Here is a 14,011-nt window from a genome sequence, read left to right as displayed (position 1 = left end):
CCATGCCACCAACCTCACCCGTCTACGACTACGTGATAGTCGGCGGCGGAACCGCCGGTTCCGTCATCGCCTCACGGCTCACCGAGAACCCCGACGTCACCGTCGCCGTCATCGAGGGCGGCCCCAGCGACGTCGGCCGCGACGACGTCCTCACCCTGCGCCGCTGGATGGGCCTGCTCGGCGGCGAGCTGGACTACGACTACCCCACCACCGAGCAGCCGCGCGGCAACTCCCACATCCGGCACAGCCGCGCCCGCGTTCTCGGCGGCTGCTCCTCGCACAACACGCTCATCGCGTTCAAGCCGCTGCCGTCCGACTTCGACGAGTGGGAGGCGGCCGGCGCGACCGGCTGGGGCGCGGTCCCCATGGAGGCGTACTACGCGCGACTGCTGAACAACATCGTCCCGGTCGACGAGAAGGACCGCAACGCCATCGCCCGCGACTTCGTCGACGCCGCGCAGCAGGCGACCGGAGTGCCCCGCGTCGAAGGCTTCAACGCCAAGCCGTTCGACGACGGCGTCGGCTTCTTCGACCTCGCCTACCACCCCGAGACCAACAAGCGCTCGTCCGCCTCCGTCGCCTACCTCCACCCGGTGATGGACGAACGGCCCAACCTGACGCTCCTGCTGGAGACCTGGGCGTACCGGCTGGAACTGGACGGCACGCGCGCGCGGGGCGTGCACGTGCGCGCCGCGGACGGCACGGAGAGCGTCGTGCGGGCCCGGCGCGAGGTCGTGCTCTGCGCGGGCGCCGTCGACACGCCCCGCCTGCTGCTGCACTCCGGCATCGGCCCCAAGACCGACCTGGACGCGCTCGGCATACCCGTCGTCCACGACCTGCCCGGCGTCGGCGAGAACCTCCTCGACCACCCCGAGTCGGTGATCGTCTGGGAGACCCACGGGCCGCTCCCGGAGAACTCCGCGATGGACTCCGACGCCGGCCTGTTCGTGCGCCGCGACCCCGGACACGCGGGCCCCGACCTGATGTTCCACTTCTACCAGGTCCCCTTCACCGACAATCCGGAACGGCTCGGCTACGAACGCCCCGAGCACGGCGTGTCGATGACCCCCAACATCCCCAAGCCGAAGTCCCGCGGCCGGCTGTACCTCCAGAGCGCGGACCCGGCCGTCAAGCCCGCCCTCGACTTCCGCTACTTCACCGACGAGGACGACTACGACGCCCGCACCCTCGTCGACGGCATCCGTATCGCGCGCGAGATCGCGAGGACCGAGCCGCTGGCCGGCTGGCTCAAGCGCGAGGTCGCCCCCGGCCCGCACCTCACGGGCGACGAGGAGCTGAGCGAGTACGCGCGCAAGGTCGCGCACACCGTGTACCACCCGGCGGGCACCTGCAAGATGGGCGCCGCCGACGACGAACTGGCAGTAGTGGACCCGCAGTTGCGAATCCGTGGACTGGAAGGCATCCGCATCGCGGACGCCTCCGTGTTCCCGACCATGACAGCCGTGAACCCGATGATCGGAGTGCTGATGGTCGGTGAACGGGCCGTGGACCTGATCGGAGGCGATGCCTGATGAGTACCGACCTGAGCACCGCAGCGAGTACCCCCGCGAGCGTCGAGACGCGCCCGCCGGTCTTCTCGGTGGACGGCCTGTGGAAGGTGTTCGGCCCGAAGGCCGAGACCGTCCCCGCCGATCCCGAGCTGACCGCGCTGCCCCCCGCCGAACTGCGAGAGCGCACCGGCTGCACCGCCGCCGTCCGGGACGTCTCCTTCGACGTGCGCAAGGGCGAGGTCTTCGTCGTCATGGGCCTGTCCGGCTCCGGCAAGTCCACCCTCGTGCGCTGCCTGACCCGGCTCATCGAGCCGACCGCCGGCACCATCGCCATCGAGGGCGAGGACGTGCGCGCCATGGACCGCGCCACGCTGCGCGAACTGCGCCGGCACCGCGCCGCGATGGTCTTCCAGCACTTCGGCCTGCTCCCGCACCGCACCGTCGTCGACAACGTCGCCTACGGTCTGGAGATCCAGGGCGTCGGCAAGTCCGAACGCCGCGAACGCGCCCAGGAGGTCGTCGAGAAGGTCGGCCTCGAAGGCATGGAACACCGCAGGCCCAGCGAGCTGTCCGGCGGCCAGCGCCAGCGCGTCGGACTGGCCCGCGCGCTCGCCGTGGACCCAGAGGTCCTGCTCTTCGACGAACCGTTCAGCGCGCTCGACCCGCTGATCCGGCGCGACATGCAGGAGGAGGTCGTCCGGCTGCACCAGGAGGAGGGCCGCACGATGGTCTTCATCACCCACGACCTCAGCGAGGCCCTCAAGCTCGGCGACCGCATCGCGCTCATGCGCGACGGCGAGGTCGTGCAGCTCGGCACCCCGGAGGAGATCGTCGGCTCGCCCGCCGACGACTACGTCCGCGAGTTCGTCCGGGACGTCCCGCGCGAGCAGGTCATGACGGTCCGCCGGGCCATGCGCCCCGGCGAGTGCGCCGGCCCCGGCCACCCCGGCGCCGTCGCCGCCGACGCGGTCGTCGCCGACGCGATCCAGGTCGTGTCGCGCAGCCATCAGCCCGCGTGCGTCGTGCAGGACGGCCGGTGTCTGGGGGTCGTCGATCACGAACGGCTCCTCGACGTCGTGGCCGGAACGGAGCTCCGCAAGGAGGCGGTCTGACATGGCGACCGTCACCGCAGCCGCCCCCCGGGCCTTTCTTCCGGGCGTCCTCAAACACCGCGCCGCCGCCAAGCTCGCCCTGCTCGCGCTCGTCGCGGCGGTCCTCGTCCCGCTCGCCGACGCCCGCTGGTCCAGCGGCAGTTGGCCCGCCGCCCTCACCGTCGACCTCACCGAGCCGCTGGGCAGGGTCAGCACGTGGATCATCGACAACCGTGACAGCCACCCGCTGTTCCTGTACGGCTTCGGCTACGTCAGCAACGCCGTCGTGCTCTGCGTGCGCGCCGTCTACGTCGTGCTGCTCGCCGCCGGCTGGGCGGGCGTCACCGCCGCCTCCGCGCTGATCGCCTGGCGGGTCGCCGGGGTGCGGCTCGGCCTCGGCACCGCCGCCGCCTTCCTGACCTGCGGACTGCTCGGCATGTGGATCCCGACCATGCAGACGCTCGCCCTGATGGTCGTCGCGGTCCTCGTGTCCGTGGCCGTCGGCGCCCTGCTCGGCCTGGCCTCCGGGCTGTCGGACCGGATGGACCGCGTCCTGCGGCCCGTCCTGGACACCATGCAGGTGCTGCCCGCGTTCGCCTATCTCCTCCCGGTGGTCCTGGTCTTCGGCATCGGCGTGCCCGCCGCCGTCCTCGCCACCGTCGTCTACGCCGCCCCGCCCATGGCCCGCCTCACCTCGCTCGGCCTGCGCGGCGCCGACAAGGAGGTCCTGGAGGCCGTCGAGTCGCTGGGCGCCACCTCCCGCCAGCGCCTGCTGACCGCGCGCATCCCGCTGGCCCGCAGGGAACTCCTGCTCGGCCTCAACCAGACGATCATGATGGCGCTCTCCATGGCGGTCATCGCCTCCGTGATCGGCGCCGGCGGCCTCGGCGACCGCGTCTACCAGGCGCTCGCCTCGGTCGACGTCGGCGCGGCCCTCGCCGCGGGCATCCCCATCGTCCTCCTCGCCGTCGTCCTGGACCGGGTCACCGGCGCGGCCGGCGACGGACAGGGCGACACCGGCCGGAGCACGGGTCCGTCCCGGCGCGCCGGATGGGCCTACGCGCTCGCCGCCACCGTGGCCGTGGCGCTCGCCGCCCGGTTCGCCGGCCGCCTCGACTGGCCCGGCTCCTGGTCCCTGAACATCGCCGAGCCCGTCAACCGGGCCGTGGACTGGATGACCGACCACCTCTACTCCGGGGTCCCCGTGATCGGCGGCACCGCCGACTGGGCCGGACACTTCACCACCTGGGTCCTCGACCCGCTGCGCGACGGCCTCCAGGCCCTGCCGTGGTGGTCGGTGCTGCTGATCGTCGCCGCGCTCGCCTGGGTCATCGGCACCTGGCGGACCGCGCTCACCGCCGTCCTCGCCATGGCCGCGATCGGCGTGCTCGGCGTGTGGAAGCCCTCGCTCGACACGCTCTCGCAGGTCCTCGCCGCGGTCGCCGTCACCCTCGTCCTGGGCTTCGCGACCGGCGTCGCCGCCGCCCGCAGCGACCGCTTCGAACGCCTCCTGCGGCCCGTCCTCGACGTCTTCCAGACGATGCCGCAGTTCGTCTACCTCATCCCGGTCGTCGCGCTGTTCGGCGTCGGCCGCGCGCCCGCCGTGGCCGCCGCGGTCGTCTACGCCCTGCCCGCCGTCGTCCGCATCACCACCCAGGGACTGCGCCAGGTCGACCCGGCCGCCCTGGAATCGGCCCGCTCGCTCGGCGCGAACAGCGGCCAGCAGATCCGCCAGGTGCAGCTCCCGCTGGCCCGCCCCGCCCTGCTGCTCGCCCTCAACCAGGGCGTGGTCCTGGTCCTCGCCGTCGTCATCATCGGCGGCCTCGTCGGCGGCGGCGCCCTCGGCTACGACGTCGTCTTCGGCCTCGCGCAGGGCGACCTCGCCACCGGTCTGGTGGCCGGCGCGGCCATCGTCTGCCTCGGCCTGATGCTCGACCGGGTGACCCAGCCCACCGAACGCCGCGCCAAGAAGGGAGCCTGACATGCGCATCCGTACCACGACGACCGTGGCCGGCGCCTGCGCGCTGCTCCTGCTGACCGGCTGCGGCGCAGCCGACATGACCAAGCAGGCCTCGCCGTTCGCCAACGCGCAGGGAGCCAAGTCCCTCACCCTGTCCGTGCAGTCCTGGGTGGGCGCCCAGGCCAACGTGGCCGTCGCCCAGTACCTCCTGGAACACGAGCTGGGCTACCGCGTCGACACCGTGCAGGTCGACGAGGTGCCCGCCTGGGACGCGCTCAGCCAGGGCCGGGTCGACGCCATCCTGGAGGACTGGGGCCACCCCGACCAGGAACAGCGCTACGTCAAGGACAAGAAGACGATCACCCCCGGCGGCGGCCTCGGCGTCACCGGGCACATCGGCTGGTTCGTGCCCACGTACTTCGCCGAGCAGCACCCGGACGTCACGAACTGGAAGAACCTCGACAAGTACGCGGCACAGCTGCGCACCGCGGAGAGCGGCGGCAAGGGCCAGCTCATGGACGGCTCGCCCTCCTACGTCACCAACGACAAGGCGCTGGTGAAGAACCTGGACCTCGACTTCCAGGTCGTGTTCGCCGGTTCGGAGGCCGCCCAGATCACGCAGATGCGGCAGTTCGCCAAGGAGAAGAAGCCCTTCCTCACCTACTGGTACTCGCCGCAGTGGCTGTTCGAGAAGGTCCCGATGACCGAGGTGAAGCTGCCCGCCTACAAGGAGGGCTGCGACGCCGACCCGGCGAAGGTGGCCTGCGCCTACCCGCACACCCCGCTTCAGAAGTACCTCAACGCCGACTTCGCGAAGAACGGCGGCAAGGCGGCGGCCTTCCTGAAGAAGTTCAAGTGGACCACCGAGGACCAGAACGAGGTGTCCCTGATGATCGCCGACCAGAAGCTCACACCCGAGGACGCGGCGAAGAAGTGGGTGGACGGGCACGCCTCCACCTGGAAGGCGTGGCTGTCCTGAGCCGGAAGGACGCCCTCGGGCCGGCTACGAGCTGATCTCCGGCCGGGCGGCGGCCGCGGTGCCCGACGCGGCCGCGGCCGCCGCCCTTCCCGCTCAGGGCGTGTAACCGCCCGGCGGGATGCGCCGGGCGACCATCACCCGGTTCCAGCCGTTGATGGCGGTGATCAGCGCGAGGAGATGGGCGAGTTCGGCGTCCGCGAAGCGACGGCCGGCCTCCGCGTACACCTCGTCCGGCACGAACCCGTCCGTCAGGACCGTCACGGCCTCGGTCAGCGCCAGCGCGGCCCGCTCCCGCCCGTCGAAGACGTCCCCCGCCTCCTCCCAGGCGCTCAGCATGTCCAGCTGCCGCTCGCTCACGCCCTGTTCACGGGCGATCGCGAGATGCATGTCCAGACAGAACGCACAGTGATTGAGCTGCGAGGCGCGGATCACCACCAGCTCGGCCAGCGCGGCGTCGCCGAGCCCCCGCTTCGCCGCCGCGCTGAGCGCGGACATCGCCCGGCCGACCTCCCGGTCCAGAAGGCTCGTACGGCTCACGCGTGCTGCCCCGGCCGGTAGTGCCCGGGCACCAGCCGGCAGGTCACGCCGAACCGGTTCCACGCGTTGATCACCGTGATCGCGGCGATCAGCTGCGCCAGCTCGGGCTCCTCGAAGTGCCGGGCGGCGTGCTCGTACACCTCGTCGGACACGAAGCCCGTCGTCAGCACGGTCACCGCCTCCGTCAGCGCCAGCGCGGCCAGCTCCCGCTCCGTGTAGAAGTGCTCCGACTCCTCCCACGCGCTGAGCTGGACGATCCGCTCCACGCTCTCGCCCGCCGCGAGCGCGTCCTTGCTGTGCATGTCGACACAGAGCGCGCAGCGGTTGATCTGCGAGGCGCGGATCTTCACCAGCTCCAGCAGCTTCGGGTCGAGGCCCTTACGGGCGGCGGCGTCCAGCCGGACCATCGCCTTGAAGACCTCGGGGGCGTGCGCGGACCAGTCGAGCCGGGGGGTGTGCGCGGGGGCGTAACGGACCGGCGCGTCCGGACTCGGGGTGCCGGCCGCCGGGGCGGCGGGGGCGGTGGCGCCGGTCGTGGTGTTCTCGCTGGTCGTGGCGGGTGTCTCTGTCGTCATGACTCGACCCTACGAGCCGGACGGCCCAGGAGTATGGTCCATTTCCATGGCGAGAACACGGGCCACTCTGGGCGTCGACCTCCATCTGGAACCCGCCGGACCGCACCTGCGGCGGGGACTGACCGACGCCCTGCGCGAGGCCGTCCGCAGCGCCCGGCTCGCGCCCGGCACCCGCCTGCCGTCCTCCCGCTCCCTCGCCGCCGACCTGGGCATCGCGCGCAACACGGTCGCCGACGCCTACGCCGACCTCGTCGCCGAGGGCTGGCTGACCGCCCGCCAGGGCTCGGGCACCCGGGTGGCGGACCGGACGGTCGTCCCACCCGCCGCCGCGACGCCCCCGCGCCCCGAACGGCGCGGGCCCGCCTACGACCTGCGCCCCGGCACCCCCGACCTCGCCTCCTTCCCGCGCACCGAGTGGCTCAGGGCCGCCCGCCGCGCCCTCGCCGCCGCCCCCTCCGAGGCCCTCGGCTACGGCGACCCGCGCGGACGCGTGGAGCTGCGCACCGCGCTCGCCGGCTACCTCGCACGCGCCCGCGGAGTGCGCGCCGACCCCGAACGGGTCGTGGTGTGCGCCGGGTTCGCACACGGCCTGAAGCTGCTCACCGCCGTCCTGCGGGCGCGCGGGGCGCACACCGTCGCCGTCGAGTCCTACGGCCTGGACGAACACTGGAGGCTGCTGAGAGCGGCCGGGCAGACCACGGCCGCGCTGCCCTTCGACGAACGGGGCACGGACACCGGGGGACTGACGGACCAGGGGGCGGTCCTGCTCACCCCCGGCCACCAGTTCCCCATGGGCGTGCCCCTGCACCGCGACCGGCGGTCCGGCGTCGTGGACTGGGCCCGGCGTACTGGCGGGCTGGTCCTGGAGGACGACTACGACGGCGAGTTCCGCTACGACCGCCAGCCCGTCGGCGCCCTCCAGGGCCTCGACCCCGACCACGTGGTGTACCTGGGCACGGCGAGCAAGTCGCTCGCCCCCGGTCTGCGCCTGGGCTGGATGGTGCTGCCCCCGGGCCTGGTCGGCGAGGTGACCGCGGCCAAGGGCGAGACGGACACCTCCGGGGTCCTCGACCAGCTCACCCTGGCCGAGTTCCTGGACTGCGGCGCCTACGACCGTCATGTCCGGGCCGCCCGCACGCGCTACCGCCGCCGCCGTGACGCGCTGGTCGCGGCCCTCGCCGCCCGCGCCCCCGCGATCCGCGTCACCGGTATCGCAGCCGGTCTGCACGCCGTCCTGCGGCTGCCGCCCGGCACCCAGGGGGCGGTGCTGCGGGCCGCCGCCTACCAGGGCCTGGCCCTCGACGCCCTCACCCCCCGCTTCCGCCACGCCGACGCCGCCACCGAGCCCCTCGACGCCCTCGTCGTGGGCTACGGGACGCCGCCGGACCACGCCTGGTCGGGCGCACTGGACGCGTTGTGCGCGGCGCTTCCCTCCGGCGAGAACGGCTCCGGAATCCCCTTCCCGGGATAAGGCTCCCCGCGACCTCCGGCGACTCCCCGGGACTTCCCGCGACTTCGCGACGTCCGGCGCGAATTCCGAGAAGACGAAGACGCCCCCGGCCGGCTCTTCGGCGGCGCGCGCGTGCCCTCCCCGCAGCCCTCGGAGCGGGGACCGCCCGGTCCGCCCGGTCCGCCAGGTGCGGCCGAGGGCCGTGAACGCGGCGGCGGGCCCGGTCGCATCCCGTCCGGCAGCCGGAGCGTCCGGCACTGCACCGACGGGGCGCGGCCGGCAGAACTTCGCGGTCCTCGTCGTCCGCCTCAGGGAACAGCGACGGCAGGCCGTGCGCGCGCAGGGCGAGGGCCGGCCGACGAGCCGACGGGGGCCGCTCCCGCGACGACGGCCGGGGTCAGGCGCGCCCGCCCGCAGGCGCAGGGCTCACTCGGCGGGCGGCGCGGTCTCCGGCGCCTCCCCGAACCGGGCCAGCGCCAGCGCCCCCGCGACGGCCACCGCGAACCCCAGCACGGCCAGCCAGGCCAGCCCCTCCCGGGTGCGGTCGCCCAGCCACACCACCCCGACCAGCGCGGGACCGATCGTCTCCCCGATCACTATCCCGGCGGTGGCCGTCGTCACCGAACCCCGTTGCAGAGCCGTGGTCAGCAGCAGGAACGCGGCCCCGCCGCCCAGCAGCAGCGCGTACAGGGCGGGGTCGGCGAGCAGGGTTGCCGGGGACAGCGAGTCGATCAGCCGCACCGACACCTCCACCACCCCGAAACCGCAGCCGGCGCCGAGGCCCAGCGTCAGCGCCCGCCCCCGCTCGGGCAGCCGCCCGGCGACCAGCCCCAGCAGCAGCACCGCGACGGCCGCAGCGAGCATCGCCCACGGCAGGGCCGCCGGCCCGCTCTCCTCGCCCTCCGCGCCGGAGGCCAGCCCCAGCATCCCGAGCCCCGCGCACACCACCGCCACCGCCGCCCACTCGGTCCGGCTCAGCCGCACGTGCAGCAGCCGCGCGGCGACCACCGCCGTCACCGCGAGGCTCGACGCGAGGGCCGCGCCCACGGCGTAGATCGGCACCGAGCGCAGCGCGACGATCTGGAACACGAAGCCCAGCCCGTCCAGCCCCAGCCCCGCCACGTAACGCCACTGGCGCACGGCCCGCAGCAGCAGCGCCGCGTCCCCCGCCGGGCCGCGCCCGTCACCTCCCTCGGCGGCCGCCGCCCGCGCGGCCACCGCCTGCAACACCGTCGCCGCACCGAAGCAGACCGCCGCGCCGAGGGCGCACACCATTCCGAAGAGCACGAGAGGACTGTAGGCGAGCGGCTCCCCGCCGGGCCGCCCGCATCCGCCTTCCGCCCTGTTGTCTAGGCTGGCGGCCGGAAAACGCCGTAGGGGCGAACCGACACGGGGAGACACGGACATGGCGGAGATACGACGGCGGTTGCGTTCGGGCACGGTGGTGCTGGGGGGCGTGAGCCTGCTGGCCACGGCCCTCACCGCCTGCTCCTCCGACCCGGACAAGCGGTGCGTGGACCGCGACAGTTACACCCGCGCCAAGGGCTACAAGGTCATCGCCGACAAGAACTGCAAGTCCGGCTCGACGTCGCACGCCGTCTGGTACTACGGCGGCAGCAAGAAGGGCTCCTTCGTCGAGGGCGGGTCCCTCTCCAAGCCCGGCAAGGGCTCAGGCGGTTCGAGCGGCGGCGGCTCCGGCGGGGGCGTCGACCGCGGCGGCTTCGGCGGCGGCCACGAGGGCGGCTCGGGCGGCTGAGCGACCGGCAGAACCGAGCGGCTGAAGAGGACAACGTCACCATGCGACGCCACAACGTCGAACCACGCCCCGACTGGCAGCGGACCGTCGAGGAACAGGGGCTCGTCTACCCCCTCACCCGGCACCCCGACGGCGTGCTGCGCCCCTACTGGGACGAGAGCGCCTACTACGAGTTCACCCTGGACGAGGTCGAGGCGCTGGAGGAGACCGTCGAGGAGCTGCACGCCATGTGCCTGGCGGCGGCCGCCCGTCTCGTCGACGCCGACCGCCTCGCCGACCTCGGCATCACCGACCCGCGGGTCGCCGCGGCGGTCGCCGAGGCCTGGCGGCGGCGCGCCGAACTCCCCTCCGTCTACGGCCGGTTCGACCTCCACTACGACGGCGGCGGCCCGGCGAAACTCCTGGAGTACAACGCCGACACCCCCACCTCCCTGGTGGAGGCCGCCTCACCCCAGTGGTTCTGGATGGAGGACCGCTTCCCCGGCGCCGACCAGTGGAACTCCCTGCACGAACGCCTCGTCGCCGCCTGGCGGAGACAGGCCGCCCTGCTGCCGCCGGGCAGCCCGCTCCACTTCGCGCACTCCTCGGCCGACGAACTCGGCGAGGACCTCATGACGGTCGCCTACCTCAAGGAGACCGCCGAGCAGGCCGGTCTCGACACCGACTGGATCTCGATGGAGGAGATCGGCTGGGACCCGCTGTCCGGCCGCTTCGTCGACGGGCAGCTCCGCTTCATCCGCAGCTGCTTCAAGCTGTACCCCTGGGAGTGGCTCACCACCGACCGCTTCGCCGGTCACGTCCTCGCCACCCTCGACAACGGCGGCGGCACCGGCACGACGATGTGGATCGAGCCCGCCTGGAAGATGCTTCTGAGCAACAAGGCGCTGCTGGCCGTCCTGTGGGAGCTGTACCCCGGCCACCCCAACCTGCTGCCCGCCTACCTGGACGGCCCGCGCGAGCTGGCCGCCACCACCGGCTGGGCCGCCAAGCCCCTGCTGGGCCGTGAGGGCGCCGGCGTCACGCTCCACGAGAAGGGCGCGGAGCCCGCCGTACGGGACGACGAGCCCTGCTGTTACCAGGAGCTGGCCCCGCTGCCCGCCTTCGACGGCAACCACGTCGTCCTCGGCGCCTGGGTCGTGGACGGGGAGGCGGCGGGCCTCGGCATCCGCGAGTCCAGCGGCCTCATCACCGACGAGTACGCCCGCTTCGTCCCGCACGTGATCCTCTGACCGGCACCCGGTAGGCTGACGAACGGGTCGTGACTGGCGCGCTGGGCTCGGTCGTCACATTCCCGTCGTCCGCCCGAAGGGCGGGTTCCGCGGCGTCCGGTGCGTGCGATCGCAAGGCGCCGGAGCGCCCGCGTGGCGGAGCCACGTGGGCGATTCGGCAACGCCGCGAGCGTGCGTGCCGGGCGTTGTGGGACAGGCGGGAATGCGACGACCGAGCCCGAGGATGGGACGGACCATCGGGGAGCGGCCCGTGAGCAGTGACAGTGCCGTGCGCCTGGGCCGAACCGAACTCGCCGTACGCCACGTCCGGAGGTCCCGATGCCCGAGAATTCCGCACCCCTGTCCACCGAGTCCACGGCCTTCCGCGCCGCCCTCGACGTGATCCGCGCCGTCGAGCCGCGCGTCGCCGACGCGATCGGCCAGGAGGTCCACGACCAGCGCGAGATGCTCAAGCTGATCGCCTCCGAGAACTACGCCTCCCCGGCGACCCTCCTCGCGATGGGCAACTGGTTCAGCGACAAGTACGCCGAGGGCACCGTCGGCCGCCGCTTCTACGCCGGCTGCCGCAACGTCGACACCGTCGAGTCGCTCGCCGCCGAGCACGCCCGCGAGCTGTTCGGCGCCCGCCACGCCTACGTCCAGCCGCACTCCGGCATCGACGCCAACCTGGTCGCCTTCTGGGCCGTCCTCGCCGACCGCGTCGAGGCCCCCTTCCTGGAGAAGACCGGCGCCCGCCAGGTCAACGACCTCACCGACGCCGACTGGGCCACGCTGCGCCAGGCGTTCGGCAACCAGCGCATGCTCGGCATGTCCCTGGACGCCGGCGGCCACCTCACCCACGGCTTCCGCCCGAACATCTCCGGAAAAATGTTCGATCAGCGCTCCTACGGCACGGACCCGGCGACCGGCCTCATCGACTACGACGCGCTGCGCACGACGGCCCGCGAGTTCAAGCCGATGATCATCGTCGCGGGCTACTCCGCGTACCCCCGCCTGGTGAACTTCCGGATCATGCGGGAGATCGCCGACGAGGTCGGCGCGACCCTCATGGTCGACATGGCGCACTTCGCGGGCCTGGTCGCCGGCAAGGTCCTCACCGGCGACTTCGACCCGGTCCCGCACGCCCAGATCGTCACCACGACCACGCACAAGTCGCTGCGCGGCCCGCGCGGCGGCATGGTCCTGTGCGACGACTCCCTCAAGGACCAGGTCGACCGCGGCTGCCCGATGGTCCTCGGCGGCCCGCTCCCGCACGTCATGGCCGCCAAGGCCGTCGCCCTGGCCGAGGCCCGGCAGCCGTCCTTCCAGGACTACGCGCAGCGCATCGTGGACAACTCCCGCGCGCTGGCCGAGGGCCTGATGCGCCGGGGCGCGACCCTGGTCACCGGCGGCACGGACAACCACCTCAACCTGATCGACGTCGCCTCCGCCTACGGCCTCACCGGCCGCCAGGCCGAGGCCGCGCTGCTCGACTCGGGCATCGTCACCAACCGCAACGCGATCCCGGCCGACCCGAACGGCGCCTGGTACACGTCCGGCATCCGTATCGGCACCCCCGCGCTGACCACCCGTGGTCTCGGGACGGCGGAGATGGACGAGGTGGCGGGCCTGATCGACCGCGTCCTGACCGCGGCCGAGCCGGGCGTCACGAAGTCGGGCGCCCCGTCGAAGGCCTCCCACGTCCTGGACGAGAAGGTCGCCGACGAGATCTCCCGCCGGGCCACCGACCTGGTGGCGGGCTTCCCGCTGTACCCCGAGATCGACCTCGGCTGACGCGCCGTCCCGGGCGGCCCCGCACAGGCCGCCCGGGACGCGTCCCGGCCGCTCCCCGGGCTCTGCGACAATGTGGGCATGGCCTCAGACCGACCTCGCGTGCTCTCCGGAATCCAGCCCACCGCGGGCTCGTTCCACCTCGGCAACTACCTCGGCGCCGTCCGCCAGTGGGTGGCCCTCCAGGAGTCCCACGACGCGTTCTACATGGTCGTCGACCTGCACGCCATCACCGTGCCGCAGGACCCGAAGGAGCTGACCGCGAACACGCGGCTGGCCGCCGCCCAGCTCCTCGCGGCCGGACTCGACCCCGAGCGGTGCACGCTGTTCGTGCAGAGTCACGTCCCCGAGCACGCGCAGCTCGCCTGGGTGATGAACTGCCTCACGGGCTTCGGCGAGGCCAGCCGCATGACGCAGTTCAAGGACAAGTCGGCCCGGCAGGGCGCCGACCGCGCGTCCGTCGGCCTGTTCACGTACCCGATCCTCCAGGTCGCCGACATCCTGCTGTACCAGGCCGAGGAGGTGCCGGTCGGCGAGGACCAGCGCCAGCACATCGAGCTGACCCGCGACCTCGCCGAGCGCTTCAACGGCCGCTACGGCGCCACCTTCACCGTGCCCAAGCCGTACATCCCGAAGGAGACGGGCAAGATCTACGACCTTCAGGACCCGTCGATCAAGATGAGCAAGTCGGCGTCCACGCCGAAGGGCCTCATCAACCTGCTCGACGATCCGAAGGCGACCGCCAAGAAGGTCCGCAGCGCGGTCACGGACACCGACACGGTGATCCGCTACGACGCCGAGAACAAGCCGGGCGTCAGCAACCTGCTCGGCATCTACTCGACCCTCACCGGCACCGCCGTGGCCGAGCTGGAGCGGCAGTACGAGGGCAAGCTGTACGGCGCGCTGAAGACGGACCTCGCCGAGGTCGTCGTCGACTTCGTGACGCCGTTCCGGGACCGCACGCAGCAGTACCTGGACGACCCGGAGACGCTCGACTCGATCCTGGCCAAGGGCGCGGAGAAGGCGCGCGCGGTCGCCGCGGAGACGCTGTCGCGGACGTACGAGAGGGTGGGCTTCCTGCCCGCGAAGCACTGAAGGCGCGCGGAGGCGCGGGGGGCGCACCGTACACGTGTTCCTCCGGGCAGAGCGCTGC

Annotated in this window: 12 protein-coding genes; 9 read left to right on the top strand and 3 right to left on the bottom strand. The window is 72.9% G+C overall.

Going from position 1 to position 14,011, the window contains the following annotated elements; all coding sequences use genetic code 11:
- Positions 1-2: 2 nt before the first annotated feature.
- Genes ACGFSH_RS09060 through ACGFSH_RS09045 form a run of 4 tightly spaced genes read left to right on the top strand, consistent with a single transcriptional unit; the run spans position 3 to position 5,541 of the window.
- Entirely contained in the window at positions 3-1,532 is a 1,530-nt protein-coding gene (locus tag ACGFSH_RS09060; RefSeq protein ID WP_393346445.1) for a GMC family oxidoreductase, read from the top strand.
- The gene (locus tag ACGFSH_RS09055) at positions 1,532-2,623 is read left to right on the top strand and encodes a glycine betaine/L-proline ABC transporter ATP-binding protein (protein WP_393346443.1); all 1,092 of its coding nucleotides are present in this window, start codon (positions 1,532-1,534) and stop codon (positions 2,621-2,623) included. The genes ACGFSH_RS09060 and ACGFSH_RS09055 overlap by 1 nt, the downstream gene beginning before the upstream one ends.
- Position 2,624: 1 nt before the next feature.
- Entirely contained in the window at positions 2,625-4,583 is a 1,959-nt protein-coding gene (locus tag ACGFSH_RS09050) for an ABC transporter permease (protein ID WP_393346441.1), read from the top strand.
- 1 nt (position 4,584) lies between these two features.
- Positions 4,585-5,541, top strand: coding sequence for an ABC transporter substrate-binding protein (locus tag ACGFSH_RS09045; RefSeq protein ID WP_393346439.1), 957 nt, complete (start codon positions 4,585-4,587; stop codon positions 5,539-5,541).
- 93 nt (positions 5,542-5,634) lie between these two features.
- On the opposite strand, the gene ACGFSH_RS09040 is transcribed toward ACGFSH_RS09045, so the two are convergent.
- Positions 5,635-6,078 carry a carboxymuconolactone decarboxylase family protein gene (locus tag ACGFSH_RS09040; protein ID WP_393346437.1) on the bottom strand — a complete coding sequence of 148 codons (444 nt, stop codon included), beginning with the start codon at positions 6,076-6,078 and terminating at the stop codon, positions 5,635-5,637.
- Positions 6,075-6,653 carry a carboxymuconolactone decarboxylase family protein gene (locus ACGFSH_RS09035; RefSeq protein WP_393346435.1) on the bottom strand — a complete coding sequence of 193 codons (579 nt, stop codon included), beginning with the start codon at positions 6,651-6,653 and terminating at the stop codon, positions 6,075-6,077. Before ACGFSH_RS09035 ends, ACGFSH_RS09040 begins: the two co-directional genes overlap by 4 nt.
- A gap of 46 nt (positions 6,654-6,699) precedes the next feature.
- On the opposite strand from ACGFSH_RS09035, the gene ACGFSH_RS09030 reads away from it, so the two are divergent.
- Entirely contained in the window at positions 6,700-8,124 is a 1,425-nt protein-coding gene (locus tag ACGFSH_RS09030; protein ID WP_393346433.1) for a PLP-dependent aminotransferase family protein, read from the top strand.
- 405 nt (positions 8,125-8,529) lie between these two features.
- Here the strand turns inward: ACGFSH_RS09030 and ACGFSH_RS09025 are convergent, their stop codons facing one another.
- Positions 8,530-9,378, bottom strand: a complete 849-nt coding sequence (locus ACGFSH_RS09025; RefSeq protein WP_393346976.1) for a hypothetical protein — start codon at positions 9,376-9,378, stop codon at positions 8,530-8,532.
- Between the two features lie 130 nt (positions 9,379-9,508).
- On the opposite strand from ACGFSH_RS09025, the gene ACGFSH_RS09020 reads away from it, so the two are divergent.
- The 4 genes from ACGFSH_RS09020 to trpS all read left to right on the top strand — a co-directional run bounded on the left by ACGFSH_RS09020 (position 9,509) and on the right by trpS (position 13,953).
- Positions 9,509-9,859 (top strand): hypothetical protein, encoded by a 351-nt coding sequence (locus ACGFSH_RS09020; protein ID WP_393346431.1) that lies wholly within the window; start codon positions 9,509-9,511, stop codon positions 9,857-9,859.
- A 41-nt stretch (positions 9,860-9,900) separates the two neighbouring features.
- Positions 9,901-11,088: a glutathionylspermidine synthase family protein gene (locus ACGFSH_RS09015; RefSeq protein ID WP_393346429.1), complete on the top strand. Its 1,188-nt coding sequence runs from the start codon at positions 9,901-9,903 to the stop codon at positions 11,086-11,088.
- A gap of 318 nt (positions 11,089-11,406) precedes the next feature.
- The gene (locus tag ACGFSH_RS09010; protein ID WP_393346427.1) at positions 11,407-12,861 is read left to right on the top strand and encodes a glycine hydroxymethyltransferase; all 1,455 of its coding nucleotides are present in this window, start codon (positions 11,407-11,409) and stop codon (positions 12,859-12,861) included.
- 78 nt (positions 12,862-12,939) lie between these two features.
- The gene (gene trpS / locus ACGFSH_RS09005; protein WP_393346425.1) at positions 12,940-13,953 is read left to right on the top strand and encodes a tryptophan--tRNA ligase; all 1,014 of its coding nucleotides are present in this window, start codon (positions 12,940-12,942) and stop codon (positions 13,951-13,953) included.
- Positions 13,954-14,011 lie beyond the last annotated feature (58 nt).

Source organism: Streptomyces sp. NPDC048481, from assembly GCF_043200075.1.
Lineage (GTDB): Bacteria > Actinomycetota > Actinomycetes > Streptomycetales > Streptomycetaceae > Streptomyces.
This window is presented reverse-complemented; position numbering and strand designations above follow the sequence as displayed.

What these genes read in the sequence shown, in the direction of transcription:
- ACGFSH_RS09060 (WP_393346445.1), top strand. Translation starts at nt 3, where the DNA reads ATGCCACCAACCTCACCCGTCTACGACTACGTGATAGTCGGCGGCGGA.
- ACGFSH_RS09055 (WP_393346443.1), top strand. Translation starts at nt 1,532, where the DNA reads ATGAGTACCGACCTGAGCACCGCAGCGAGTACCCCCGCGAGCGTCGAG.
- ACGFSH_RS09050 (WP_393346441.1), top strand. Translation starts at nt 2,625, where the DNA reads ATGGCGACCGTCACCGCAGCCGCCCCCCGGGCCTTTCTTCCGGGCGTC.
- ACGFSH_RS09045 (WP_393346439.1), top strand. Translation starts at nt 4,585, where the DNA reads ATGCGCATCCGTACCACGACGACCGTGGCCGGCGCCTGCGCGCTGCTC.
- ACGFSH_RS09035 (WP_393346435.1), bottom strand. Translation starts at nt 6,653, where the DNA reads ATGACGACAGAGACACCCGCCACGACCAGCGAGAACACCACGACCGGC.
- ACGFSH_RS09030 (WP_393346433.1), top strand. Translation starts at nt 6,700, where the DNA reads ATGGCGAGAACACGGGCCACTCTGGGCGTCGACCTCCATCTGGAACCC.
- ACGFSH_RS09025 (WP_393346976.1), bottom strand. Translation starts at nt 9,378, where the DNA reads ATGGTGTGCGCCCTCGGCGCGGCGGTCTGCTTCGGTGCGGCGACGGTG.
- ACGFSH_RS09020 (WP_393346431.1), top strand. Translation starts at nt 9,509, where the DNA reads ATGGCGGAGATACGACGGCGGTTGCGTTCGGGCACGGTGGTGCTGGGG.
- ACGFSH_RS09015 (WP_393346429.1), top strand. Translation starts at nt 9,901, where the DNA reads ATGCGACGCCACAACGTCGAACCACGCCCCGACTGGCAGCGGACCGTC.
- ACGFSH_RS09010 (WP_393346427.1), top strand. Translation starts at nt 11,407, where the DNA reads ATGCCCGAGAATTCCGCACCCCTGTCCACCGAGTCCACGGCCTTCCGC.
- trpS (WP_393346425.1), top strand. Translation starts at nt 12,940, where the DNA reads ATGGCCTCAGACCGACCTCGCGTGCTCTCCGGAATCCAGCCCACCGCG.